Below are 21153 nucleotides of genomic sequence, written 5' to 3' on the forward strand. Positions count from 1 at the left end.
CATGGCCAAACCTGGATTTCGCCTCGCGCTGTTCGCCACGCTGCTGGCACTGATCGTCGTATTGCTGGGCGCCTACACCCGACTCACCCACGCCGGCCTCGGTTGCCCGGACTGGCCCGGCTGCTACGGTTTCATCAGCGTGCCCAAAAGCGAAGCCCAACTGGCCCATGCCGAGCTGCATTTTCCCGACGCACCGGTGGAAGCTCATAAAGGCTGGAACGAGATGGTCCATCGTTACTTCGCCGGGACCCTGGCCTTGATGATCGTCGCGTTGGCAGCACGCTCCTGGATGAACCGCCACCGCCCGGGCCAGCCGTTGAAGTTGCCGCTGTTCCTGTTGGCGGTGGTGTTCGCCCAGGCCGCGTTCGGCATGTGGACGGTGACGCTCAAGCTCTGGCCGCAGGTGGTCACCGGGCACTTGCTGGGCGGCTTCGCGACCTTGAGCCTGTTGTTTCTGCTGACCCTGAGATTGTCCGGCGTACTGCCCGCGCTGACCGTGCCCAAGCGCCTGCAACACTGGGCCACCGCCGGGCTGTTGCTGGTGATCGGCCAGATCGCCCTGGGCGGTTGGGTCAGTTCCAACTACGCCGCCGTGGCCTGCATCGACTTCCCTACCTGCCACGGCCAATGGCTGCCGCCTGCGGATTTTGCCAACGGCTTCCACCTGACCCAACACATCGGCCCGAACTACCTGGGCGGCCAGCTCGACAGCGATGCCCGCACGGCCATCCACCTGACCCATCGCATCGGCGCTTTATTGGTGACGCTGGTACTGCTCGGCCTGGCCTGGCAATTGAAAACCGTGGGCATGACCCGCCTCGCCGGCCTGGTGCTGGCCGCCCTGGCCGCGCAAATCACCCTGGGCATCAGCAACGTGCTGTTCCACTTGCCGTTGCCGGTGGCCGTCGCTCACAACGCCGGGGGCGCCGCGCTGCTGCTGACCCTGGTGTTGGTCAATTATCACGCGCGCACCAGCCTGGTCCGGGTGCGGCATCAGGTCCCGCTGCGCTGGCGCTTCAATCCGCATAAACACAGCATCAGCCCCATTACGATAAAAGGAGAGATGCCATGGCAACCCTGACCGGTGAACGCCACAGCCGGGCGATCTGGCGCGATTACCTGGAACTGACCAAACCCAAGGTCGTGGTGCTGATGCTCATTACTTCGCTGGTGGGCATGTTCCTCGCCACCCGCGCCGGCGTACCGTGGACCGTGCTGGTGTTCGGCAACCTGGGCATCGCCCTGTGTGCCGGCGGCGCGGCGGCGGTCAACCATGTGGTCGACCGGCGCATCGACGCCGTCATGGCCCGCACCCATAAACGCCCCCTCGCCGAAGGCCGCGTCTCCCCCGCCGCCGCCCTGGCCTTCGCCCTGGCGTTGGCCGTGGCTGGGCAAGCGCTGCTGCTGGCCTTCACCAACCCGCTGACCGCTTGGCTGACCCTGGCCTCCCTGCTCGGTTACGCGGTGGTTTACACCGGTTTCCTCAAACGGGCCACGCCGCAGAACATCGTCATCGGCGGCTTGGCCGGCGCCGCCCCGCCGCTGCTGGGCTGGGTCGCCGCCACCGGCCACGTCAGCGCCGAACCGCTGTTGTTGGTGCTGATCATCTTCGCCTGGACCCCGCCGCACTTCTGGGCGTTGGCGATCCACCGCAAAGAGGAATATGCGAAGGCCGACATTCCAATGCTGCCGGTGACCCACGGCGAGCACTACACCAAGGTGCATATCCTGCTCTATACGCTGGTGCTGCTGGCGGTGAGCCTGATGCCCTTCGTGATCCAGATGAGCGGCATGCTCTACCTGGTTTGCGCCCTGGTACTCGGCGCCCGGTTCCTGCAATGGGCCGTGGTGTTGTACCGTGGCAGTCGGCCGCATGCCGCGATCAACACCTTCAAGTACTCTATCTACTACTTGTTCCTGCTGTTCATCGCCCTGCTTGTCGATCACTACTTACTGTTGAGCCTATGACCCGAACCCAGAAAACCGTCTTCATCCTCGTGGCCGTGATCGCGCTGATCCTCGGCCTTACCATCAACAAGGTGCTGTCGGGCAAAGGCCAGGGCGACCCGACGGCCCTGATCGACGCCGGCATCATCCTGCTGCCGCAAAGCCGTCACCTGCCGGACGTGAAAATGACCGACCAGGACGGCCAGCCCGTGGTCATGGACGCGTTGAAAGACAAATGGAGCCTGCTGTTCTTCGGCTACACCTTCTGCCCGGACATCTGCCCCACCACCCTCGCCCAACTGCGCCAGATCAAAAGCGAACTGCCGCCCGAGGCCGTGGATAAACTGCAAATCGTCCTGGTCAGCGTCGACCCGAACCGCGACACGCCCAAACAACTCAAGCAATACCTGGGCTACTTCGACCCCCAATTCAAAGGCCTGACCCCGAGCTCCATCGAAGACCTGCAAAAACTCGCCAACGCCGTCAGCATCCCCTTCATCCCGGCCGACACCAGCAAACCCAACTACACCGTCGACCACAGCGGCAACCTCGCCGTCATCGGCCCCGACGGCACACAACGCGGCTTCATCCGCGCCCCGCTGAACAACCAGAAACTGGTCGCCCAGTTGCCGGAAATGCTCAAACGCAAATAGCCCCATCCATCAAGCCCACTCCCACCACCCTCCCCTGTGGGAGCGAGCTTGCTCGCGATGAAATCAACACAATCCCGGTGGCGAGGGAGCTTGCTCCCGCTCGGCTGCACAGCAGCCGCAAACCCAGACAACGCGGTTTACCTGAAGAAACACAGAAGCCAGCTACACAGACCAGCAGAAGCGAGCCCCCGAGCCACAGCGGCTGGCGATAAAACCCACTATCCGCAACACCCCCGCCCCCCTGTGGGAGCGAGCCTGCTCGCGATGAAAACAACACGATCCCAGCGCCAAACACCCCACCCACACCAACAAAAATCCCTTCTCCTACAGCCCCCACCTACCCCCCTCCAACAAGCTACGAATCCTTGCGACTTTAACTACAACCGCATCGGAATCCGCCGGCTTTTCAGCTTTGCCCTCGGGCTCTATCGTTTCCTCACCACTGGCCGAGCCGGTATCGATGACACTCAGGCATGCTAGCACCCCGGGAAAGTCATAGGCTCGACCGCATCAAGCTTTCGGCAGCTGGCTTTGGTGGCTCATGTTCACCGGTACACACCGTCTATATACTCAAATCATGGAACGTATCCAATCAATCAATCTCGCGCGGATAGACTGGTGTTGTACCGATCACGGTATGACGCGGGACGAGCTCGCCCGTGAGATCGATATAGCACCTGCCAGCTTTGAAAAAGTGATGGCCGGCGAGGCGGGGCTGACCTTCAACCAGCTGCGTAAGCTGGCGGCCTTTTTCGGGCGAGGCACCTTATTTTTCATGGAGCCAGGGCCGGTCAACGAGGCAAAGGTGCACTCGCCGCAGTTCCGCACCTTGAGCAATCAGAAACCGGAGCTTTCGCACCGCCTGAAGCTGCTGGTTGAGCGAGTGGAGCACCATCGCACCGTGTACCTTGCACTACGTGAAGAGCTTGATCCAGCGGAGGCCGTGCGTTTCTCGCCGCCAGACCTGGCGGGCCTGAGTATCCCCGATGCGGCCAGCCGTGTGCGTGACTGGCTAGGCCTGGCGAGCCGCAACAATTTTGACAGTTACCGTAAGGCCATCGAAGCACGCGGCTTGCTGGTCTTCCGCAGCAATGGCTACAACGGTAAATGGCAGATTGCGAAGGAAAGCCCGATTCTCGGTTTTTCGCTCTACGACCCTGAATGCCCGGTAATCGTCGTCAAAAAGCAAGATGCGGATACCCGCCAAAGCTTCACGTTGATGCATGAGTTGGGGCACCTGCTTATCCATCGTGCAAGCTCGATTGACGATGAAGAAGATTTGTATTCGACGGACGATGAAGAGCAAGAAGCGAACGCCTTCGCCGGTCATCTATTGGTCCCAGATCGGTTTCTGTTGAGCATTCATGACAATGAGCGCCCTGTTGAGGCGGCCGAGTTTGATGGCTGGCTGGAACCACAACGCAGGGCGTGGGGTGTGAGCGGCGAGATGATTCTACGGCGTCTGATGGATGCCGGACGTTTGCCAAGCGAAGCCTATGCCGCATACCGGCGGTGGAGCACGCAACGAGTAACGCCTGAAAAAGAGGGTGGCAGCCGAGAGCACCGCAATCGCGAACCTAGGCACATTTTCGGCGATGGTTACGTGCGCACAGTGCTTGAAGCCATGAACGCTCGTCGTATTACTCTCGCTAAGGCAAGCAGCTATCTCGACAACCTTAAGATCTCGGACCTGCACAAGCTGGAACGCTTCTATGCAGGTGTTTGATGCCTCATCCATGCTTTACGCATGGGATAACTACCCTATCGCGCAGTTTCCGGGTCTTTGGGCATGGATGGCGGATCGAGTGATGCAAGGGGTGATTCGCATGTCCGAGGTTGCCGCCGAAGAGGTTGGACACAAAGCACCGGAGTGCGTGACCTGGCTGAAGGAGGGAAACCTGCAAAAGATGCCCGTGACCGAGGCGATCCTGTTGGAAGCCTTCCGTATCAAAGGATTGCTCGAGATCGAAGAAGACAAATACGGTGCTGGGGTCGATGAAAACGATCTATATATCATTGCCACCGCGAAGCTACATGGCTGCGAGTTAGTTACGGATGAGGCGTTTCAGCCTTCTGCGAACAAGCTCAAACGCAATTGGAAGATTCCTGCTGTTTGCAATATGGAAAGTGTGCAAACCCCCTGGATCAACTTCCTCGACTACATCAAGCGATCACAAGCGGTTTTTGGTTGATGACTTCAAGTGGACATGGGATGGCCCCGAAGCCGGCTCGCCATAGCATTCTGTCTGTTAACAGAGATGTCGACTGATACGGCCCCATCGCGAGCAAGCTCGCTCCCACAGGGGGATTGTGGTCTGGTCATTAACCGAGCGGCGCTTTTTGGGGTGCTTCGCATAAAAAACCCGGCGTCTTGCGCCGGGTTTTGGTTAGCACGCGATCATTACTTGGCACTGGCCTGCGCCGCTTCAACGATCAGCTCTGCAACTTTGTCCGGGTTGGACGTCATCACCACATGGGAGGCGCCTGGGACGGTGACAGTCTTTTTAGAGCCGGCGCGGTCGGCCATGAATTTCAGGGCGGCTTCGGGGATGTTTTTGTCCGCCGAGCCGTAGATGAACCAGGACGGCAGTTTTTTCCAGGCCGGGTCGCCAGACGCTTCCTTCAAGGCCGCCTCGCTGATGGGGCGTTGGGTGGCAGCCATCAGTGCGGACTCGGCGGCTGGGACGTCGGCGGCGAACTGTTGGCCGAATTTGTCCTGCTGGATGTAGAGGTCTTTATTGCCGTCGTCCAGCGGTACCGGAGCGGCCAAGGTCGGTCCGAGGGTGCCGCCAGGGTAGCGGCCGGACAGTTCGATGGCGGTTTCGCCTTTGTCCGGCGCGAAGGCCGCGACGTAGACCAGTGCCTTGACCCGAGGGTTGTCGTGCACGGCGTTGGTGATCACGGCGCCGCCGTAGGAGTGGCCCACGAGGATCACCGGGCCGGCGGTGTGCTCGACGATGTCGGCGACGTAGTCGGCATCCTGCTTCACGCCGCGCAGCGGGTTGGCTGCGGCCACCACCGGGTAGCCCTGGTTCAGTAAGCGGGCGGCCACGCCGTTCCAGCTGGACGATTCGGCGAAGGCGCCATGCACCAGTACGACGGTGGGCTTGGCGGCGTCGGGTTGCGCGGCGGCGGTGCTGTGGAGGGAGGTCAGCGCCAACGCAGCGGTAATGGTGGCGGCCAGGAGCGATTTGATATTGAGCATGATGATTCCGTTTTCATTATTGGTATGAGCCGTGATCGTGCCGCGCTGGGCGGCACACGGGCAGGTGCGATGGGCTTACTGGCCCAGGAAGCCCAACAGGTCCTGGTTCAGACGGTCCTTATGGGTGTCGGTCAGGCCGTGAGGCGCACCCGGATAAACCTTCAATTCAGCGTTCTGCACCAGCTCGGCAGCGGCATGTGCGGAGGCGTCAATCGGGACGATCTGGTCATCGTCACCGTGCACGATCAGAGTGGGTACGTCGAACTTGGCCAGGTCGGCGCGGAAGTCCGTCGCCGAGAACGCCGCGATGCAGTCATAGGTGTTTTTGTGGCCGGCTTGCATGCCCTGTACCCAGAACGAATCGATCAGCCCTTGGGAGACTTTCGCCCCGTCGCGGTTGAAGCCGAAGAACGGGCCAGAGGCGATGTCGCGATACAGTTGCGAACGGTTGTCCAGCGAGGCCTGACGCAGGCCATCGAAGACTTCGATCGGCAGGCCGCCTGGGTAGTCTTCGGTCTTGAGCATCATCGGCGGCACGGCGCTGATCAGCGCGGCCCTCTTCACCCGATCGGTGCCGTGGCGACCGATGTAGCGGGTGATTTCGCCACCACCGGTCGAGAAACCCACCAGGGTGATGTCTTTGAGATCCAGGGTGTTGATCACCGCAGCCAGGTCATCGGCGTAGTGATCCATGTCGTTGCCTTCCCACGGTTGGCTGGAGCGGCCATGGCCGCGGCGGTCGTGGGCGATGACCCGATAACCCTTGTCCGCCAGGAACAGCATCTGCGACTCCCAGCTATCGGAATTCAGCGGCCAGCCGTGGCTGAAGGTGACGACTTGTCCATCCTTCGGGCCCCAATCCTTGTAGTAGAGCTGTACGCCATCCTGGGTGGTGATATAGCTGCCGGTTTGGGTAGGGATGCTGGTGCTCATTCTTTTGCTTCCTTGTTTTAGGCAGTCGGGATGACTGCTTCTGAGAACTGTATTGGAGAAATATGTCGTGCCTGAGAAGGCGACTTCGCTTGTTGCGGATCAGGAGGCCACTGCTGCCCGGCGTATCGACGCCTGCCTGGCTTGGCTGCGTTTGTTGGCCATGGCCAGCTTGCCGACCAGTCGAATCGCCACCGCGGCGCAGATGAGGCCGAAAGGCAGTACGTACCAGTCGCTCATGGGGATGCGCTTGAAGTTGGAGAAAGCAAATACGGCGGCGATGACCCACATGCCAGTGACGTGCAACGTCTTCCATGCCTTGGGGCCCATCAGCCGGGCGGGTCCCTTGAATGAGGTCAGTGCCATCAGCAGGATGAAGGCGTAAGCGGTTCCGCCAGGGATGTTGTTCGCCACGGTGCGGGCCGGCCAGAACTCGGTATTGAGCTGCCCGTAGGCGTAGATCAACACGGCATGCACCAGGTGCGAGAAGGCGAAGGCGAGGCCGATGAAGCGCCTTTCACGAACCAGTGCCTTGGAGAGCGCCGACGGCACCAGTACGGCAAAGGCCGAGGCGGTGAATGCGATCAGAAACAGTGCGAAGGAGGAACGGGCGGTGGCGCGAATAGCGCTGCGCAATCCCTCGACCAGGTCAGGTTGCGCAGCGACTGCCGTGACACTCATCGCCACCACCAAGGCTGCGACCAGGCCGAACAGTTGCCAGCCCTGGGGACGGAAGGTTGATGTATTCATGGCAAGAACTCCTGTAGTCAGGTCTCGCTATTCGGGGATCCGATGGCGAGTCGATGGGGAGAATTCTTGCAGGGGCATGTATACCGGCTATGTTCGGCAACCGGCGCTTATACGTTCTTTTGAGTCTGTGAATACGCTGGATACAATGGCTTACAAACCGCCGCAATGGGCGCCGGCCGGTACGGGCTGCACTTGACGTGCAGCCCGCAATACCTATCGATTGGGGCCGAAATCGAGGGTTACGCAGAGACCGCCGCCGTCGCGGTTGCGCAGGCTCAGCGCCCCACCAATCGCGACAGCCAATTGCTGGGCGATGGCCAGCCCCAGGCCGGTGCCGCCGGTACTGCGGTTGCGTGAGCTTTCCACCCGATAGAACGGCTTGACCACCTCGGCCAGGACCTCTTCGGGAATGCCCGGGCCTCGGTCGAGCACACTGATCGAAACGCCCGTGCTCGCGTCGCCACCGATTTCCACCTCGGCGGTGCCGGCGTACTTCAGCGCGTTATCCACCAGATTCACCAGGATCCGGCGCAGGGCATGAGGGCGTGTCTCGATGACCGCGCCGTTCGTGCCGCGCAGGCTGACCTCCCGACCGGTGTCCTGATAGTCGCAGACCAGGCTGTCGAGAAAGGAATCCAGCCCGATGCGGCAACTGGCCTCGGTCGCCCCATGGACACTGCGAGCATAGGCAACACCTTCGCGCACCAGGTGCTCGATTTCGTTCAGGTCGTTGCCCAGTTTGTCTTTCTCTACCGAGTCGTCCATGAATTCGGCGCGCAGCTTCATGCGCGTGATGGGCGTCTGCAAGTCGTGGGAAATGGCCGCCAGCAGTTGCATGCGCTCTTTCAGGTATGCGGCGATACGCGCCTGCATGCTGTTGAAGGCCCGGGCGGCGTACGCCACTTCCCGAGGGCCGCTTTCATCCAGCTGCACGGGGTGTGCGTTCGGGTCGAGGTTCTCGACCGCCTCGGCCAGGCGACTGAGTGGGCGTATCGCGATCCGCACGGCCAGCCAGGTGCAGCCGATCAGCAACACCAGTTGACCCAACAGGACAAAGGGCAACCAAGGCGACAAGGGCCTGACCGAGGGGCGCACGTCGATGGTGACCGGACTGCCGTCAGCCAGCCGCACCTGGGCCTGGAAATGCTGCTGCGGACCGGGGATCTGGACGAAGGTCAGGGCATAGTTGCGACCCAGCGCGACTTGAAGCGATTGCGCAGCCGTCGCCGCGAGATCACCCGACGCCAGTGCAATGCCGGGGTCATGTTCGCGCAGCAGGTAGTCATAGTTGCGCCGCTGCAGGCGCTTGGTCCACGCCGGGCGCTCGTCGACAGGCAGACGATCGAGGATGGCGATGGAGGTCGCCGTGTCATGCTCGAAGTTGCCCAACATCGCCGTCTTGGTGCTTTGGTAGCGTTCGTAATACTGGGCGGCGAATGTCAGGGACTGGGCGAGTATCAGACCGACCAGGAACACCAGCCATAGCCGCGACGCCAGCGTGCGGGGCCATTGCAACGCGAGTTTCATGCCTGCTCCTCGAGCATTTCGACCGCAAAGGTAAAGACGTAGCCTTCATTGCGCACGGTCTTCAAGTAGAGCGGTTCGCGGGCGTCATCCAGCAAGCGCTGCCGCACGCGGCTGACCAGCAGGTCAATGGAGCGGTCGAAGATGTCCGCGTCACGGCCCTGGGTCAGGTTGAGCAACTGGTCGCGACTCAGCACCCGCTGAGGATGATCGAGGAACACCCGCAGCAGCCTGTACTCGGCGCCGCTCAGCGAGACGAGGGTGTCGTCTTCATCGAGCAGATGTCGGGCGGTGGTGTCCAGGCGCCAGCGACCGAACTTGAGCAGGCGACCGCTTTCGCTGACGACGAAGTTGGGCGGCAGCATGCGGGTACGCCGCAGCACGGCGTTGATACGCGCGAGCAGCTCCCGGGCGGCGAAAGGTTTGGCCAGGTAGTCGTCAGCGCCCATTTCCAGGCCAATGATGCGATCGGTCTCGTCGGTGCGAGCGGTCAGCATCAGCACCGGAGTCGCCTTGTGCTTTCCGACGCGCAGTTCGCGGCACAGCAGCAACCCATCATCCCCCGGCAGCATGATGTCGAGGACGATCAGATCCACCTGGTTGGTTTCGAGAAAGGCCCGCATCTGACGACCATCGGCGACCACGGTGGTGCGCAGACCATTCTTCTTCAGGTAGTTGCCGACCAGCTCCCTGATCTCGCGATCATCATCCACGATCAATACGTGATCGACATGTTCCATGCCCTGCTCTCCGAAATACGCGCAACCATTGCGCAATGTGCGATGCCCTGTTGCCGGTTGGCTGGGCTGCGTGGATCGATGTGGCCAGCTCGATATAAAGCCAGAGCCCTGTCAAAACAGCGGCGATTGTATCGCTCCGTACGTGCGGCTTGGTGAATGCGCAGCTACGAGTGATACCCTGCTTTGATAACTCTTCAAGGCCGTCATATGGACATACCGCCTCGCTTCATCATTTATGAGTCAACGCACTGGGTTGTGAACCACCGTATGGACAGTGCGTTGCCTGGCTATCTGATGCTCAGCGCAAGGGAGATGACCAACTCGTTGGCCGCGCTTCCGGCGCAAGCGCTCGTAGAGTTAGGGGCGCTCCAGGCAAGAATCCAGCTGGCCATCGAAACGCACCTGCATCCACAACGCTTGTACATCAGCCGTTTTGGTCATGATGCGGGATATTCCATCCATTTCCACTTCATCCCGATTTACCCTTGGATCGAGGCTCTGTTCTGGCAAGACGACAGGTACAGGTCGCTCCAGGCTTTTGGCTCGCTCGATGATACCGTGCTTGAAACGGACGGTGCGGAGCTGACCCTTTTTGTATGGCGGGAGTTTTGCGAGCGTCCTGATCCTCCGGTGGTACAAGGCCCATCCATCGAACAAACCATCAGCGTACTGCGCAGGGAATTGCGTGATCAAAGTCTTGCTGAGCAACGACAATAAGGTACGGCGGCGCACAAAAACGCCCTTACCGATCAAAAACGAAGGAAGCAGTGGCATCTGGAAAACGATCTGCTTGCTGGGTTTTAAAGCGGTTTCCGGGCCCTGATTCTCGCTGGCGTAGAAAAGGTGAGGCCTGCATATAGGTCTCACCCCTTTTCAGCTCATCGGTCAGAGAGCGCTTGATTGATACTTACGGAGCCTTTTCCGCATTGAAACCATCAGCGTTTTCAAATACGCCCATGAATCCCGCAACAGTCGATTCCCGCGCCCAATCACGCTGGAGTTCGCAATACATCTGCACGCGGCTGATCAGTTTGGCTCCCGCCTGCTCGATTCGGCGTAACGCGGCCTCGTGTGCGGCAACGGACGTGCCGCCGACGGCATCGACCGGTACGTAGACTTCATAACCTTCCTGTATGGCATCGAGTACCAGAAAGGTCAGACACGCTTCAGTCCAGAGTGCGGTCATGATGAGTTTGCGCCGGCCAGTGGCCTTGACCGCTTGATTGAACTCGACGTCTTCCCAACTGTTGATCGAGGTTCGGTCATGAGTGGGCAGACCGCCGCCTCCGGCAGGGGCCTATGTCGTGCGCCCACCAGGGCTGCATCCGGCTCGGAAGATACATGCACTCACCGAGCTGTTGATCGAGTCGTTCGGGCAGTCGCCGCACTTTGCCAAGCCGGTGCCCGTATGACTTTTTGTGGGAGCTTCGCACCCAAGCGGGAGCAGGCCCCCTCGCCACAGGTTGGAGTCACTGAGGCTTTGTCAGCAGCATCACAATACGCTGCTAATCTCAAAAAAAGCGGCTAGAGCAGTGCCGTCACTATGACTGATATTGACGCGGTGCTCAGAGCTAAAGCCCATGAAGACATTGAATTTAGCCTTACTGCTTTTCTGTTTTCCCTATTCCGCTCTCGCTGAAACCCTCACCTTCGCAACATGGAACCTGGCTTGGCAGCGATCAGCGCCTCTGAGCCAGAGCCAGTTCGATGAATGCATCAAAATCAAGCCGGCCAAGCGCGAGCAACTTGAAGAAACACACCCCTACCGCTGGGAGTGCAAATCCCCTGCGCAGATAGAGGACTTGAAGGCAGTGGCGAAAAAGCTGAATGCGGACGTGATCGCTGTACAGGAAGTCGAGAGTCCGCAAGCGCTTCAGCAAATCTGGCCGAAGGATGAATACGATTTTTACGTGAACATGCGCAGCCCCTGGATTCAGCGCACCGGATTCGTTGTTCGCAGATCCAGCGGGTTTGAAGTCGGGACGATGGGCGATATTGAGTCGCTGGGCGACGCCTTTGAAAACCATGCTCGACATGGAACGGAGTTACCCGTGACCATCAACGGCATGACCACCAAGCTTCTATCCGTGCACCTCAAAAGCGGTTGCTTTGATCACGCGTTGAATAGCGGGTATGCGACCCAGCGCGACAAAGCCAGCGGCGTCATCACCTGCGAGGTGCTTAAGAAGCAAGCGCCTGCGCTTGAAGCGTGGCTCGATAGTTCAATCAAGTCAGGCTTTCCCTCCATGATCATCGGCGATTTCAACCGTCGATTCGATACTCCCATCGAACGCAAGTCGGATCCTGAAGTAAGTCTCTTCGCCGAGCTTTCAGATGGCGAACCGTCAGCGGCCCAGTTGTTTCGTCCAAGTGAGGGCTTCAAGGCGCTATCTGAATGTCGGGGCGGAGGGTCGAAGTGGTTGATCGACCATGCGCTGATGAGCAGCGATTTGAGAGAGCACTATGTGACAGGGTCGTTATTGGAGTTTCCCGTCCCGCTGAAAGGTTCGGATCATTGTCCCGTGAGTTTCAAGATGAAGTTCTAACTACCGGCGGTCCCATCGAGTGTATTGGGCAGGAAAAAGGGAAAGGGTTCATTTCAGAGAACGAACCCTTTCCCACTTTCAAAGTGAAACATCCCTTTAGCCGGACCTAAAAGCTGTCCCCTTCAACATGGTAGACCTTCGGTTCCTCCGAAAAATAATCCTCCAACCCCAGCATGAACAGGCGATGGTCTTCGCTCGCTTCGAAGCCGGGTGTGTGGTCTTCCAGCGATTGCCATCGCACGATCAGGTTGAACTGCTCGGGGGTTTCGATCCCTTGCGCCAGCATGTGGCCGCCGTAGCCCTTGGCCCGGGTGAGCAATGGGGCGACTTCGGCAAATGCGCTTCGGAACGTTTCGATGCGTTCTTTGTGAACGGGGAGCACAGCGATTTCATAAATCATGGCGTACCTCTGAATTGTCTGAAACTGCGCGCTCACGGAATGAGCGATGGCTCGACGGCAATCGCGATTTTGCCTTGCAGACCATTGTTGGGGCTTTCCAGTCGAGCGTGGGCCAGGGGAATGTCGGCCAGCGAGTAGACGGCGCCGACGTGGGGGCGCAGCTGACCGCGGGCTATCAATGCACTCAATTCGTCGAGCTTGCCGCGGTTCTGTCGGGTGAACACGAAGTGATAGCTCGCGTTCTTGCCCCAGGCCTGGACGAGGTTTTGTGGCTGGGCGATGTCGACGATCGAGACGACGCGGCCCAGTTGGGCGAGCACGTCGGGGCTGCGTGAGAGTGTGTTGCCGCCGATGGTGTCGAACACGACATCCACGCCGTGGCCAGCGGTTTGCCGAAGGACGGCGTCGACATAATCTTCTTTCTCGTAGTCGATGATCACGTCGGCACCCAGGTTGCGGGCGAACTCCGCGTTCGCTTCGCGCACGGTGGTGAACACGCGGGCGCCCATGGCTTTTGCCACCTGGATTGCGACATGACCGACGCCTCCGGCGCCGCCGTGGACAAGGATGCTCTCCCCGACCCTGAGCGCCGCACGCACCACCAGGGCTTCCCACACCGTCCCGCCCACCAGGGTCAGGCTCGCGGCCTCGAGATGGCTCAGCTCGGGCGGCTTCTTCCCGACGATGCTTTCGGCCGCGACGTGGTACTCGGCATAACTGCCGTGCCCGTCAAATATCTGCGGCGTGTACCAGACTTCGTCCCCTGGCTTGAAGGTGGTCACGCCAGGCCCTACGGCTTCGACCACACCCGATACATCGTGGCCGGTGATGGCCGGCAATGGCACCAGATCAGCATAGTCGCCGCGTCGAACCTGGTAATCCAACGGGTTGATGGAAGTGGCGTATACCCGGACCAGGACCTGGCCCGCTTGCGGCACGGGCTTGGGCACCTCGCGCAGTTCGAACGATTCAGGACCGCCGAATGATTCCAGCATCATCGCTTTCATGGTAAATCCTCGTATCTAGAAAAAGGGATATCGAGATATCTCGATATCATGCGGTAAAAAAATGCTACAGATCTTTCCCGATGATCTCGGCGAGCGCACTGATGGTTGCTTCATTGCGCTTGTAGTAGGTCCACTGACCGATACGCCTGACTTCCACCAGGCCCACCCGTTGCAGCGTCGCCAGATAACCGGACACCGTTGACTGCGACAGGCCGATCCCTTCCTGGATACTGCTGACGCAGACGCCGACCGTATGAACGTCACCCTCATCCTGCGGGGGGAAGTTCTTTGCCGGATCCTTCAAACCTTTCAGGATTTGGAGTCGTGTCGGGTTTGAGAGGGCTTTGAAGATTTCGAGTAGGTCCATGCGGCGAGGATATCGAGATTTTACGATATGTCAATACACGGATTGAACGACGCTTGGCTGGGGCTCTGGGGCCGCTTCGCAGCCCAGCGGGGATAAATCCCCTCGCCACACAAAGGTCCGGGCGTTTTTTGTGAGTGCTGCGCACTCAAGCGGGAGCAAGCTCCCTCGCCACGGGTGCTCTTTGACGGTAGTGCGAGCCGTCTGTAGGAAGCTTGAACCGAAGGCGCATATAGAAACTTGAGATGACAAAAAACCGCAATTAGCTTCTACGCAGGTCTTCATTCCTGTTGAAAACTCCAGGCCTTACGGATTCGTTAAGGACGCTATACATGGAGTTCACTAGGCACCAGCTCACCGCCCATCACGGCATTATCTTCTGCATCACTCGTTTCACCGTCATGCCAAGTGACCGTGGCAGGCTCGGCACGCTGTATTTTCAGGAAGCCAAAGCGGCGCATTTCGAGGTCACTCGGCTGCTGGTGGAGCTCTATGACAAGATGCTCGCCCGGGATCTGCCCTGCGTAATGAGCGTCGCAATCTCCCGTCCGCTGACACGTAAGCAGGGGGATACGCTCAACGATCAGCGCACAGACGTCATCAACATCACCACCGGATTCTTCACAGGGGTGACTGGTCAAGTACCGGTAGTGGGTCTAGCTATCGCACCGGTGGCGGGCTACGTAGGCAGAAGGTGGGCGAAGGGCATCTTGCCGACCTATCACGCCGGCGACGTCATTGTCAGCCTGGATGCGCAGGTCAGCGGCGGTATCGGGCCACAGCGTTCGATGTCTTCCATGATCATCCAGTCCTGAGGAGCTATAGGCCATGAGTGTAACAACCCAATATCTGCTGGCCGGCCTGGGGATTGTGCTGCTGCATCTTTGTGTGAGGCGTTATGTACTCAGGTTACGACTAGGCCTGACCCTGGTTTGCTTGGGTTTTGTTGTGCTATTTGTTTTGCCACCCTTCATTGGCAGCATCGATGTCGGGATTTTTGCAATCGCAGCGGTAGCGGCGGGATCGGGGATGTTTTCCAGCCGGAGGATGTATGAGAAATGAACTGGGCAGAGCGGTCGAGTCGCTGCGGGCTTAGGGGTGGCGGTCGAGTTTTTTGAGGAACACGGTCATTTCTTTTTCGGCTTGTTTGTCGCCATGGGCTTGGGCGGCTTGCAGGCCTTGTTCCCAGGCTTGGCGGGCGGCGGGGAGGTTGCCTTGGCCTTGGTGGGCCTTGCCCAGGAGTTTCCAGGCGGCGGAGTATTTGGGGTCGAGTTCGATGCAGCGTTGCAGGTGTTCGGCAGCGCGGGGGAAGTCGCCGAGGTCGAGGTAGCCTTTGCCCAGGCCGAAGCGTAGCAGGGGGTTGTCGATGCCCTTGGCTAGCATTTTTTCCAGGGATTCGAGCATGGGGGGCATGTCCTTTTTCTGGTGTTTCCAGTGACTGATTTGTTGAATGTTAGATGGCTATCGTCGGATCGCCGGCCGGAGCAAGCTCGCTCCCACAATGGATCTGCGTTGTTCACAATTGTCGTTAACAACCCCAAACCCTTGTGGGAGCGGGCTTGCTCCGGGCGGCGATCCGACGAAAGCAATCGACCAAGCACCCCATATTCTGGATCAGAAAAAGCTCAACCCCACATGAAACAGCTTCTCGACATCGCGAATGTGCTTCTTGTCCACCAAAAACAGGATCACATGGTCGCCCGTCTGAATCCTGGTGTCGTCATGGGCGATCAGCACTTCCTCGTCGCGGATGATCGCGCCGATGGTGGTGCCGGGCGGTAGGCCGAGGTCGCGGATGGCTTTGCCGATGACTTTGCTGGACTTGGCGTCGCCGTGGGCGATCGCCTCGATGGCTTCGGCGGCGCCGCGGCGCAGGGAGTGGACGCTGACGATGTCGCCGCGCCGTACGTGGGCGAGCAAGGTGCCGATGGTTGCCAGTTGCGGGCTGATGGCGATGTCGATGTCGCCGCCCTGGATCAGGTCGACATAGGCTGGGTTGTTGATGATGGTCATGACCTTCTTCGCCCCCAGGCGCTTGGCTAGCAGCGAAGACATGATGTTGGCTTCGTCGTCGTTGGTCAGGGCCAGGAAGATATCGGCGTCGGCGATGTTTTCTTCCAGCAGCAGGTCGCGATCCGAGGCGCTGCCTTGCAGGACCACGGTGCTGTCGAGGGTGTCGGAGAGGTAACGGCAGCGCGCCGGGTTCATCTCGATGATCTTGACCTGATAGCGGCTTTCGATGGCTTCGGCCAGGCGTTCGCCGATCTGCCCGCCGCCGGCGATCACGATGCGTTTGTAGTTCTCGTCGAGGCGGCGCATTTCGCTCATCACTGCACGAATATTCGCCTTGGCGGCGATGAAGAAGACTTCGTCGTCGGCTTCGATCAGCGTATCGCCCTGGGGCAGGATCGGCCGGTCCCGGCGGAAGATCGCCGCGACCCGGGTCTCGACATTCGGCATGTGCTCGCGCAACTGGCGCAGTTGCTGGCCGACCAACGGCCCACCGTAGTACGCCTTGACCGCCACCAGTTGCGCCTTGCCTTCGGCGAAGTCGATCACCTGCAACGCACCCGGGTGTTCGATCAGGCGCTTGATGTAGTTGGTCACCACCTGTTCGGGGCTGATCAGCACGTCCACCGGGATCGCTTCGTTGTCGAACAGGTCATTGCGGGTCAGGTAGGCCGCCTCGCGGACCCGAGCGATCTTGGTCGGGGTGTGGAACAGCGTGTGGGCCACCTGACAGGCGACCATGTTGGTTTCGTCGCTGTTGGTCACGGCCACCAGCATGTCGGCATCGTCGGCGCCGGCCTGACGCAGCACGGTCGGCAACGAACCGCGCCCTTGCACGGTGCGGATGTCGAGGCGATCACCCAGGTCGCGCAAGCGCTCGCCGTTGGTGTCGACCACGGTAATGTCGTTGGCCTCGCTGGCCAGGTGTTCCGCCAGCGATCCGCCGACCTGCCCTGCGCCGAGGATGATGATTTTCATCCGCTCACTCCTTTCGAATCGGTCTTAACCGCGTGCGGCGGCGATCTTGATCAGCTTGGCGTAGTAGAACCCGTCGTGGCCACCTTCCTGGGCCAGCAACTGGCGACCGTGGGGCTGCTTCAGACCGGCCTGACTGGCGATGTCCAGCTCCCGGGCGCCGGGGGTGCGAGCGAGGAAGGCTTGAATCACTTCGGTGTTCTCGGTCGGCAGCGTCGAGCAAGTGGCGTAGAGCAACATGCCGCCCACGTCGAGGGTCGGCCACAGGGCATCGAGCAGTTCGCCCTGCAACACCGCCAATGCGGCGATGTCGTCCGGCTGGCGGGTGAGCTTGATGTCCGGGTGACGGCGGATCACCCCGGTGGCCGAGCATGGCGCGTCCAGCAGAATGCGCTGGAATGGCTTGCCGTCCCACCAGCTCCCGGTGTCGCGGCCGTCAGCGGCGATCAGCTCGGCGTCGAGGCCCAGGCGTTCGAGGTTTTCCTTGACCCGCACCAGACGCTTGGCTTCCAGGTCCACGGCCACCACGCCGGCCAGCTTCGGCTCGACTTCAAGGATGTGGCAGGTCTTACCGCCCGGCGCGCAGCAAGCGTCGAGCACCCGCTGGCCCGGCGCCAGTTCCAGCAGGTCGGCGGCCAACTGCGCGGCTTCGTCCTGGACGCTGATCCAGCCTTCGGCAAACCCTGGCAGGCTGCGCACGTCAGCGGGAGTTTCGAGGACAATGCCGTCGCGGCTGTACTGGCAGGGGATCGCCGGGACGCCCGCCTCGCCCAGCAAGGCCAGGTAGGCATCGCGGCTGTGGTGGCGACGGTTGATCCGCAGGATCATCGGCGGATGAGCGTTGTTGGCCGCGCAGATGGCTTCCCACTGCTCGGGCCAGAAGGCTTTCAGGGATTTCTGCAACCAGCGTGGGTGGGCGGTGCGCACCACCGGGTCGTGTTCCAGCTCGGCCAGCAGAGCTTCGCCTTCGCGTTGGGCGCGGCGCAGCACGGCATTGAGCAGGGCCTTGGCCCAGGGCTTTTTCAGTTTGTCGGCGCAGCCCACGGTTTCACCGATGGCGGCGTGGGCGGGGACGCGGCTGTAGAGCAATTGATAGAGCCCGACCAGCAGCAGCGCTTCGACGTCGGCATCCGCAGCCTTGAAAGGCTTTTGCAGCAGCTTGGCCGCCAGCGCCGACAAGCGCGGCTGCCAGCGGGCGGTGCCGAACGCCAGGTCCTGGGTGAAACCGCGATCACGGTCCTCGACCTTTTCCAATTGGGTCGGCAGGGAACTGTTGAGAGAGGCTTTACCGCTGAGGACAGCGGCCAGGGCCTTGGCGGCGGCCAGACGTGGATTCATGAGGCGTCCGCCGCTTGGCCGAGCACGGTGCCGAGGGCGAATTTCTCACGGCGGCTGTTGAACAGATCGCTGAAGTTCAGCGCCTTGCCGCCGGGCAATTGCAGGCGGGTCAGGCACAGCGCCTGTTCGCCACAAGCGACGACGAGGCCGTCCTTGCTGGCGCCGAGGATTTCACCCGGTGCGCCCTGCCCTTCGGCCAGACTGGCCGCCAGGACTTTCAGGGCTTCGCCGTTCAAGGTGCTGTGGCAGATCGGCCACGGGTTGAAGGCGCGCACCAGGCGTTCCAGTTCGATGGCCGGGCGGCTCCAGGCGATGCGCGCCTCGTCCTTGTTCAACTTGTGAGCGTAGGTGGCGAGGCTGTCATCCTGCACTTCGCCCGGCAGGGTGCCGGCGGCCAGTCCGGCGATGGCCTGGACCACCGCTGGCGGGCCGATCAGCGCGAGACGATCATGCAGGCTGCCGCCGGTGTCTTCGGCGCTGACAGGCGTGCTGACCTTGAGCAGCATCGGCCCGGTGTCCAGGCCGGCTTCCATGCGCATCACGGTCACGCCGCTTTCGGCATCGCCCGCTTCCACGGCGCGCTGGATCGGCGCCGCACCGCGCCAGCGCGGCAGCAGCGAGGCGTGGCTGTTGATGCAACCCAGGCGCGGGATGTCCAGCACCACTTGCGGCAGGATCAAGCCGTAGGCGACCACCACCATCAAGTCCGGCTTCAGCGCGGCCAGTTCGGCCTGGGCCTGCGGGTCGCGCAGGGTCGGCGGCTGCAACACCTGAATGCCATTTTCCACAGCCAGCTGTTTGACCGGGCTGGGCATCAGTTTTTGCCCGCGACCGGCCGGGCGATCCGGCTGGGTGTAGACCGCGACGATCTCATGGGGGCTGGCCAGCAGGGCCTTGAGGTGTTCGGCGGCAAATTCGGGGGTGCCGGCAAAGACGATGCGCAGTGGCTCAGTCATGGAAGGCTCTCAGTTCAAAGCAGTCGCAAAAAGAAAAAGGCTTGCCGCGGCAAGCCTTTGAAGGGGGGCATCAAGCATTCTGGCGATGAATCTTTTCCAGTTTTTTCTTGATCCGGTCACGCTTGAGGGTCGACAGGTAATCGACGAACAACTTGCCGTTGAGGTGGTCACACTCGTGCTGGATGCACACCGCCAGCAGGCCTTCGGCGATCAGCTCGTAGGGCTGGCCGTCGCGGTCCAGGGCCTTGATCCTGATCTTCTGCGGGCGGTCGACGTTTTCGTAGAAGCCCGGCACCGAGAGGCAGCCTTCCTGGTATTGGTCCATCTCGTCGGTCAGGGTTTCGAACTCGGGGTTGATGAACACCCGGGGCTCGCTGCGGTCTTCGGAGAGGTCCATGACGACAATACGCTTGTGCACATTGACCTGGGTCGCGGCGAGGCCGATGCCCGGCGCCTCATACATTGTTTCAAACATGTCATCGACCAACTGACGCACTTCGTCGTCCACTACGGCCACCGGTTTGGCGATAGTGCGCAGGCGCGGGTCCGGAAATTCGAGAATGTTCAAAATGGCCATAAGCTTGATAAATGCACGTGTGAGGTAAAGTCGGGTGGCTGGCCTGGCGTGTCTGGGGATGCAGGCTACCGTTGTAAAACACAGCTTCGAAGCACAGCGATCGAATCGGAGCGAGCCACGGGGGCTCTGGCGTTTTACGCGAACGCACATAATAAAGGGATTCACCGCATGAGGAAATCACTACTCGCCCTGCTGCTCCTGGCCTCGGCCGGTATCGCACATGGGCAAGTGCAACTTCGGGAAGGTTTTCCCCAGCAATACACGGTGGTGACGGGCGACACGCTTTGGGACATTTCCGGCAAATACCTGCGCGAGCCCTGGAAGTGGCCGGAACTCTGGCAGGCCAACCCGCAAATCGAAAACCCCAACCTGATCTACCCCGGCGACACCCTGACCCTGGTCTACGTCAACGGCCAGCCGCGCCTGACCCTCAATCGCGGCGCCTCGCGGGGCACCATCAAACTGTCCCCACGGGTGCGCAGCTCACCGGTGGCCGATGCCATCCCGAGCATTCCGCTGCAAGCGATCAACAGCTTCCTGCTGAGCAACCGCATCGTCGACAGACTCGAAGACTTCGACAAGGCGCCGTACATCGTCGCCGGCGATGCCGAACGGGTGCTCAGCGGCACCGGGGACCGAATCTTCGCCCGCGGCAAATTCGATGACAATCAGTCGGCCTACGGCATCTTCCGCCAGGGCAAGGTCTACACCGATCCCGAAACCAAGGAATTCTTGGGCATCAACGCCGATGACATCGGCGGCGGCGAGGTGATCGCCACCGAAGGCGATGTCACCACACTGGCGCTGCAACGCACCACCCAGGAAGTGCGCCTCGGCGACAGGCTGTTCAGCGGCGAGGAACGCTCGATCAATTCGACCTTCATGCCCAGCGCGCCGAACACCGAGGTCAACGGGCTGATTCTCGACGTGCCTCGCGGCGTGACCCAGATCGGTGCGCTGGACGTGGTGACGGTGAACAAGGGCCGGCGCGACGGCCTGGTCGAAGGCAACGTGCTGGCGGTGATGAAGACCGGCGAAACCGTGCGCGACCGTATCAATGGCCAATCAGTGAAGATCCCAGATGAAAGGGCCGGTTTGCTGATGGTGTTCCGCACCTACGACAAGCTCAGCTATGGCTTGGTGCTCTATGCCTCGCGCTCGTTGGCGGTGCTCGACAAGGTGCGTAATCCGTAACGGGTCTCACAACTTACCAACAGAGTTATCCACAGCT

At 60.7% G+C, this 21153-nt stretch carries 23 protein-coding genes and 2 pseudogenes; 11 read left to right on the forward strand and 14 right to left on the reverse strand.

Annotation, left to right across the window (positions count from 1 at the left end):
* The first annotated feature begins 1 nt into the window (after position 1).
* The 5 genes from ACLEJR_RS06485 (at position 2) to ACLEJR_RS06505 (ending at position 4792) form a co-directional block, all read left to right on the forward strand.
* Positions 2 to 1081: a COX15/CtaA family protein gene (locus ACLEJR_RS06485; protein WP_440794434.1), complete on the forward strand. Its 1080-nt coding sequence runs from the start codon at positions 2 to 4 to the stop codon at positions 1079 to 1081.
* Positions 1069 to 1968, forward strand: coding sequence for a heme o synthase (gene cyoE, locus ACLEJR_RS06490; RefSeq protein WP_440812846.1), 900 nt, complete (start codon positions 1069 to 1071; stop codon positions 1966 to 1968). The genes ACLEJR_RS06485 and cyoE overlap by 13 nt, the downstream gene beginning before the upstream one ends.
* On the forward strand, positions 1965 to 2600 hold the full coding sequence (locus ACLEJR_RS06495) for an SCO family protein (protein ID WP_440812848.1): 636 nt from the start codon (positions 1965 to 1967) through the stop codon (positions 2598 to 2600). Before cyoE ends, ACLEJR_RS06495 begins: the two co-directional genes overlap by 4 nt.
* Before the next feature lie 577 nt (positions 2601 to 3177).
* Positions 3178 to 4326, forward strand: a complete 1149-nt coding sequence (locus ACLEJR_RS06500; protein ID WP_440812851.1) for an ImmA/IrrE family metallo-endopeptidase — start codon at positions 3178 to 3180, stop codon at positions 4324 to 4326.
* The gene (locus ACLEJR_RS06505) at positions 4313 to 4792 is read left to right on the forward strand and encodes a DUF4411 family protein (protein WP_440812853.1); all 480 of its coding nucleotides are present in this window, start codon (positions 4313 to 4315) and stop codon (positions 4790 to 4792) included. Before ACLEJR_RS06500 ends, ACLEJR_RS06505 begins: the two co-directional genes overlap by 14 nt.
* Before the next feature lie 209 nt (positions 4793 to 5001).
* Here the strand turns inward: ACLEJR_RS06505 and ACLEJR_RS06510 are convergent, their stop codons facing one another.
* The 5 genes from ACLEJR_RS06510 to ACLEJR_RS06530 form a co-directional block, all read right to left on the reverse strand.
* Positions 5002 to 5805, reverse strand: a complete 804-nt coding sequence (locus ACLEJR_RS06510) for an alpha/beta fold hydrolase (RefSeq protein ID WP_440794455.1) — start codon at positions 5803 to 5805, stop codon at positions 5002 to 5004.
* Positions 5806 to 5880: 75 nt separating this feature from the next.
* Complete coding sequence (locus ACLEJR_RS06515; protein WP_440812855.1) at positions 5881 to 6738, reverse strand: alpha/beta fold hydrolase; 858 nt, start codon at positions 6736 to 6738, stop codon at positions 5881 to 5883.
* A 99-nt stretch (positions 6739 to 6837) separates the two neighbouring features.
* The gene (locus tag ACLEJR_RS06520) at positions 6838 to 7485 is read right to left on the reverse strand and encodes a ferric reductase-like transmembrane domain-containing protein (protein ID WP_440812858.1); all 648 of its coding nucleotides are present in this window, start codon (positions 7483 to 7485) and stop codon (positions 6838 to 6840) included.
* A 213-nt stretch (positions 7486 to 7698) separates the two neighbouring features.
* On the reverse strand, positions 7699 to 9012 hold the full coding sequence (locus ACLEJR_RS06525; RefSeq protein ID WP_440812860.1) for an ATP-binding protein: 1314 nt from the start codon (positions 9010 to 9012) through the stop codon (positions 7699 to 7701).
* Positions 9009 to 9749, reverse strand: a complete 741-nt coding sequence (locus ACLEJR_RS06530) for a response regulator (RefSeq protein ID WP_440794463.1) — start codon at positions 9747 to 9749, stop codon at positions 9009 to 9011. Before ACLEJR_RS06530 ends, ACLEJR_RS06525 begins: the two co-directional genes overlap by 4 nt.
* Before the next feature lie 207 nt (positions 9750 to 9956).
* On the opposite strand from ACLEJR_RS06530, the gene ACLEJR_RS06535 reads away from it, so the two are divergent.
* The gene (locus tag ACLEJR_RS06535) at positions 9957 to 10466 is read left to right on the forward strand and encodes an HIT family protein (protein ID WP_440812862.1); all 510 of its coding nucleotides are present in this window, start codon (positions 9957 to 9959) and stop codon (positions 10464 to 10466) included.
* A gap of 190 nt (positions 10467 to 10656) precedes the next feature.
* Here ACLEJR_RS06535 and ACLEJR_RS06540 read toward each other — a convergent pair.
* Positions 10657 to 11031 (reverse strand): annotated as a pseudogene (locus ACLEJR_RS06540) (isochorismatase family protein); the annotation flags it as partial.
* On the opposite strand from ACLEJR_RS06540, the pseudogene ACLEJR_RS06545 reads away from it, so the two are divergent.
* Positions 11027 to 11161 (forward strand): annotated as a pseudogene (locus tag ACLEJR_RS06545) (LysR family transcriptional regulator); the annotation flags it as partial. The pseudogenes ACLEJR_RS06540 and ACLEJR_RS06545 sit on opposite strands and share 5 nt — an antisense overlap.
* A 168-nt stretch (positions 11162 to 11329) precedes the next feature.
* Positions 11330 to 12295, forward strand: coding sequence for an endonuclease/exonuclease/phosphatase family protein (locus ACLEJR_RS06550; protein ID WP_440812865.1), 966 nt, complete (start codon positions 11330 to 11332; stop codon positions 12293 to 12295).
* Positions 12296 to 12401: 106 nt separating this feature from the next.
* Here ACLEJR_RS06550 and ACLEJR_RS06555 read toward each other — a convergent pair whose 3' ends face one another.
* The 3 genes from ACLEJR_RS06555 to ACLEJR_RS06565 form a co-directional block, all read right to left on the reverse strand.
* Positions 12402 to 12695, reverse strand: a complete 294-nt coding sequence (locus ACLEJR_RS06555) for an antibiotic biosynthesis monooxygenase family protein (protein ID WP_440812867.1) — start codon at positions 12693 to 12695, stop codon at positions 12402 to 12404.
* Positions 12696 to 12727: 32 nt separating this feature from the next.
* Positions 12728 to 13702, reverse strand: a complete 975-nt coding sequence (locus ACLEJR_RS06560; RefSeq protein ID WP_440812870.1) for a zinc-dependent alcohol dehydrogenase family protein — start codon at positions 13700 to 13702, stop codon at positions 12728 to 12730.
* 64 nt (positions 13703 to 13766) lie between these two features.
* Positions 13767 to 14069: an ArsR/SmtB family transcription factor gene (locus ACLEJR_RS06565; RefSeq protein WP_003177098.1), complete on the reverse strand. Its 303-nt coding sequence runs from the start codon at positions 14067 to 14069 to the stop codon at positions 13767 to 13769.
* Between the two features lie 329 nt (positions 14070 to 14398).
* Between ACLEJR_RS06565 and ACLEJR_RS06570 the strand changes: the two genes are divergently transcribed.
* Together ACLEJR_RS06570 and ACLEJR_RS06575 are read left to right on the forward strand one after the other, a co-directional pair.
* A complete protein-coding gene (locus tag ACLEJR_RS06570) occupies positions 14399 to 14881 on the forward strand; it encodes a hypothetical protein (protein WP_440812873.1) in 483 nt (160 codons plus the stop codon).
* A 13-nt stretch (positions 14882 to 14894) separates the two neighbouring features.
* Entirely contained in the window at positions 14895 to 15128 is a 234-nt protein-coding gene (locus tag ACLEJR_RS06575; RefSeq protein WP_440794474.1) for a hypothetical protein, read from the forward strand.
* Positions 15129 to 15158: 30 nt separating this feature from the next.
* Here the strand turns inward: ACLEJR_RS06575 and ACLEJR_RS06580 are convergent, their stop codons facing one another.
* The 5 genes from ACLEJR_RS06580 to def all read right to left on the reverse strand — a co-directional run bounded on the left by ACLEJR_RS06580 (position 15159) and on the right by def (position 19922).
* Complete coding sequence (locus tag ACLEJR_RS06580; protein WP_440794475.1) at positions 15159 to 15470, reverse strand: tetratricopeptide repeat protein; 312 nt, start codon at positions 15468 to 15470, stop codon at positions 15159 to 15161.
* A gap of 210 nt (positions 15471 to 15680) precedes the next feature.
* A complete protein-coding gene (gene trkA, locus ACLEJR_RS06585; protein WP_440794477.1) occupies positions 15681 to 17054 on the reverse strand; it encodes a Trk system potassium transporter TrkA in 1374 nt (457 codons plus the stop codon).
* Positions 17055 to 17078: 24 nt separating this feature from the next.
* Complete coding sequence (rsmB, locus tag ACLEJR_RS06590; RefSeq protein ID WP_440812876.1) at positions 17079 to 18389, reverse strand: 16S rRNA (cytosine(967)-C(5))-methyltransferase RsmB; 1311 nt, start codon at positions 18387 to 18389, stop codon at positions 17079 to 17081.
* Positions 18386 to 19345, reverse strand: a complete 960-nt coding sequence (gene fmt, locus ACLEJR_RS06595; protein ID WP_440794481.1) for a methionyl-tRNA formyltransferase — start codon at positions 19343 to 19345, stop codon at positions 18386 to 18388. The genes rsmB and fmt overlap by 4 nt, the downstream gene beginning before the upstream one ends.
* Before the next feature lie 70 nt (positions 19346 to 19415).
* Positions 19416 to 19922, reverse strand: coding sequence for a peptide deformylase (gene def, locus ACLEJR_RS06600; protein WP_440812878.1), 507 nt, complete (start codon positions 19920 to 19922; stop codon positions 19416 to 19418).
* 168 nt (positions 19923 to 20090) lie between these two features.
* On the opposite strand from def, the gene ACLEJR_RS06605 reads away from it, so the two are divergent.
* Positions 20091 to 21116, forward strand: a complete 1026-nt coding sequence (locus ACLEJR_RS06605) for a LysM peptidoglycan-binding domain-containing protein (RefSeq protein WP_440794484.1) — start codon at positions 20091 to 20093, stop codon at positions 21114 to 21116.
* Positions 21117 to 21153: the final 37 nt, after the last annotated feature.

It is taken from the genome of Pseudomonas sp. SMN5 (assembly GCF_052041925.1).
In the GTDB taxonomy this organism is placed as follows: domain Bacteria; phylum Pseudomonadota; class Gammaproteobacteria; order Pseudomonadales; family Pseudomonadaceae; genus Aquipseudomonas.

Bases quoted from the DNA above. Each gene is read 5' to 3' on its own strand.
- ACLEJR_RS06550 (WP_440812865.1), top strand. From the start codon at position 11,330: ATGAAGACATTGAATTTAGCCTTACTGCTTTTCTGTTTTCCCTATTCC.
- ACLEJR_RS06605 (WP_440794484.1), top strand. From the start codon at position 20,091: ATGAGGAAATCACTACTCGCCCTGCTGCTCCTGGCCTCGGCCGGTATC.
- rsmB (WP_440812876.1), bottom strand. From the start codon at position 18,389: ATGAATCCACGTCTGGCCGCCGCCAAGGCCCTGGCCGCTGTCCTCAGC.
- ACLEJR_RS06495 (WP_440812848.1), top strand. From the start codon at position 1,965: ATGACCCGAACCCAGAAAACCGTCTTCATCCTCGTGGCCGTGATCGCG.
- ACLEJR_RS06520 (WP_440812858.1), bottom strand. From the start codon at position 7,485: ATGAATACATCAACCTTCCGTCCCCAGGGCTGGCAACTGTTCGGCCTG.
- ACLEJR_RS06505 (WP_440812853.1), top strand. From the start codon at position 4,313: ATGCAGGTGTTTGATGCCTCATCCATGCTTTACGCATGGGATAACTAC.
- ACLEJR_RS06510 (WP_440794455.1), bottom strand. From the start codon at position 5,805: ATGCTCAATATCAAATCGCTCCTGGCCGCCACCATTACCGCTGCGTTG.
- ACLEJR_RS06485 (WP_440794434.1), top strand. From the start codon at position 2: ATGGCCAAACCTGGATTTCGCCTCGCGCTGTTCGCCACGCTGCTGGCA.
- ACLEJR_RS06560 (WP_440812870.1), bottom strand. From the start codon at position 13,702: ATGAAAGCGATGATGCTGGAATCATTCGGCGGTCCTGAATCGTTCGAA.
- ACLEJR_RS06575 (WP_440794474.1), top strand. From the start codon at position 14,895: ATGAGTGTAACAACCCAATATCTGCTGGCCGGCCTGGGGATTGTGCTG.
- ACLEJR_RS06570 (WP_440812873.1), top strand. From the start codon at position 14,399: ATGGAGTTCACTAGGCACCAGCTCACCGCCCATCACGGCATTATCTTC.
- cyoE (WP_440812846.1), top strand. From the start codon at position 1,069: ATGGCAACCCTGACCGGTGAACGCCACAGCCGGGCGATCTGGCGCGAT.
- ACLEJR_RS06500 (WP_440812851.1), top strand. From the start codon at position 3,178: ATGGAACGTATCCAATCAATCAATCTCGCGCGGATAGACTGGTGTTGT.
- ACLEJR_RS06515 (WP_440812855.1), bottom strand. From the start codon at position 6,738: ATGAGCACCAGCATCCCTACCCAAACCGGCAGCTATATCACCACCCAG.
- ACLEJR_RS06535 (WP_440812862.1), top strand. From the start codon at position 9,957: ATGGACATACCGCCTCGCTTCATCATTTATGAGTCAACGCACTGGGTT.
- ACLEJR_RS06565 (WP_003177098.1), bottom strand. From the start codon at position 14,069: ATGGACCTACTCGAAATCTTCAAAGCCCTCTCAAACCCGACACGACTC.
- ACLEJR_RS06580 (WP_440794475.1), bottom strand. From the start codon at position 15,470: ATGCTCGAATCCCTGGAAAAAATGCTAGCCAAGGGCATCGACAACCCC.
- ACLEJR_RS06530 (WP_440794463.1), bottom strand. From the start codon at position 9,749: ATGGAACATGTCGATCACGTATTGATCGTGGATGATGATCGCGAGATC.
- ACLEJR_RS06555 (WP_440812867.1), bottom strand. From the start codon at position 12,695: ATGATTTATGAAATCGCTGTGCTCCCCGTTCACAAAGAACGCATCGAA.
- def (WP_440812878.1), bottom strand. From the start codon at position 19,922: ATGGCCATTTTGAACATTCTCGAATTTCCGGACCCGCGCCTGCGCACT.
- fmt (WP_440794481.1), bottom strand. From the start codon at position 19,345: ATGACTGAGCCACTGCGCATCGTCTTTGCCGGCACCCCCGAATTTGCC.
- trkA (WP_440794477.1), bottom strand. From the start codon at position 17,054: ATGAAAATCATCATCCTCGGCGCAGGGCAGGTCGGCGGATCGCTGGCG.
- ACLEJR_RS06525 (WP_440812860.1), bottom strand. From the start codon at position 9,012: ATGAAACTCGCGTTGCAATGGCCCCGCACGCTGGCGTCGCGGCTATGG.